1 protein-coding gene is annotated in these 2,073 nt (G+C 74.7%); it reads left to right on the forward strand.

Annotated elements, in window-relative coordinates:
- Window positions 1-2,073, forward strand: a 2,073-nt coding sequence (locus tag AB0I98_RS49765) for an AMP-binding protein (RefSeq protein WP_362953147.1), incomplete at both ends; no start/stop codon positions are given.

Consider the following 2,073-nt stretch of genomic DNA (forward strand, 5'->3'; position numbering starts at 1 on the left):
CCGGTCCTCGACCCGCGCACCCCCGGGCCCGACGCCGCCCCGGCGCTGCCCGCCGCCCGCCGGGCCGGGCCCCGGGAGCTCGCCTACGTCATCTACACCTCCGGCTCCACCGGCCGTCCCAAGGGCGTCATGGTCGAGCACCGGGGCATCGTCAACACCGTCCACTACCGGGCCGGTTACTACGGCTTCGACGGCGACGCGGCGGTCCTTCAGGTGCCGCCGCTGCACTCCGACAGCGGCGTCAACGACATCTTCTCCGCACTGATCGCGGGCACCCGTGTCGTCGTCCTCGCCAAGGAGCGGCTGCTGGACGTCGGCCATGTCGCCGAGGAGATACACCGCAACGCCGTCTCCCACATCATGATGGTGCCGAGCCTGTACCGGCTGCTGCTGGAGCGCTGCGCCCCGCAGCTGACGTCGGTGCGCCAGGTCGTGCTGGTGGGCGAGCGGCTGCCGGAGGAACTCGCCGCCCGCCATGCCCGGTTGCTGCCCGACACCGTGCTGTACAACGAGTACGGGCCCACCGAGGACAGTGTGTGGACCACGGTCCACCGCATCACCGACCCCGGCGCCGACGTGCTGATCGGCCACCCCATCGCCAACAAGACCGTCGACGTCCTCGACCCCTTCGGCAGCCTCGCCCCCATCGGCGTACCCGGCGAACTGTGCATCTCCGGAGCCGGAGTCGCCCGCGGCTACCTGGGCAATCCCGCCCTCACCTCGAGCCGCTTCGTCCCCAACCCGGTACGCCCCGGCCAGGTGATGTACCGCACCGGTGACCTCGCCGTGCGCCGGGCGGACGGCAACCTCGCCTTCCTCGGCCGCATCGACGACCAGGTCAAGATCCGCGGCAACCGGGTCGAGCCCGGCGAGGTGGCCGCCGTCCTCAACGGACACCCCGACGTGCGCCGCTGCGCGGTCGTCGCCCGGACCCTGCCCGGCGCGGATGAACTCGCCCTCATCGCCTATGTGGTGGGCCGCTGCGACCCGCCCGCCCTGCGTGCCTTCCTCCAGGAGCGGCTGCCCGCCGCGATGGTCCCCGCCGCCTACACCGAGATCGCCGAACTGCCGCTCGGCCCGAACGGCAAGCTCGACCGCCGTGCCCTGCCCGACCCCGGCACCGGGACGGCCCGCGGCGGCGACGACACCACACAGCTCACGCCGGACGAGCAGCGGGTCGCCCGGGTGTGGCAGGAAGTGCTCGGACAGCCGGTCACCGACCCCGGCGCCAACCTGTTCGCGCTGGGCGGCCACAGCCTCACCGCGGCCCGTATCGCGGCCGGGCTGCGGGACGAGTTCGGCACCCGCGTGCCGCTGAACATCGTCTTCCGGCACCAGACGGTCCGCGCTCTGGCCGCCCACCTCGCCCACTCCGCACCGCACACCGGCGGATCCGACGGCACGGCCGCCCTCGACGGCGGCGTCCTGCCGCTGTCGCGGGCCCAGCGCCGCATCTGGACCGCCGCCCGCTCCAGCCGCGTGGCGACCGCCCTCAACATCAGCGACGCGCTGCGGCCCGGCCGCGCCCTCGACCCCGACACACTGCGACGGGCCACCGTCGCGCTCGCCGACCGCCACGAGGTGCTGCGCAGCCGCTTCGCCGTCGTCGACGGCACCGCCCGGCAGATCGTCATGGACCGGCTCCCCGGCGGGGCACCGCTGCACGTCGTCGACCTGGGCCCGACGGCCGGATGGGACGCGCTCACCGCCGAGGTGCGGGCCGCCCAGGCCACCGCCTTCGACCTCGCCGCCGGTCCCCTGTTCGAGGTGCGGCTGCTGCGCGGCGCCCCGGGCGGCGACGTCCTCGTCGTCACCGCCCACCACATCGTCTACGACGGCGACAGCGTCGACCTCGTCGTGGACGACCTGCTGCACGCCCACGACGAACTAGCCGCGGGCCGCGCACCATGGCAGGGGCTGCCGCCCGCCGTGCAGTACCGGGAGTGGACCGCGCGGGAAGCGGCCTGGCTCGAAGGTGACGAGGCCGCCGCGGACCGCGCATACTGGCGCCGCACCCTGGGCGGGCCGCTGCCGCGCCTGGACCTGCGGTGCGCCGCACCCCGCCCGGCCGCG

The sequence above is a fragment of the Streptomyces sp. NPDC050211 genome, assembly GCF_040656035.1.
Taxonomy (GTDB): Bacteria; Actinomycetota; Actinomycetes; order Streptomycetales; family Streptomycetaceae; genus Streptomyces.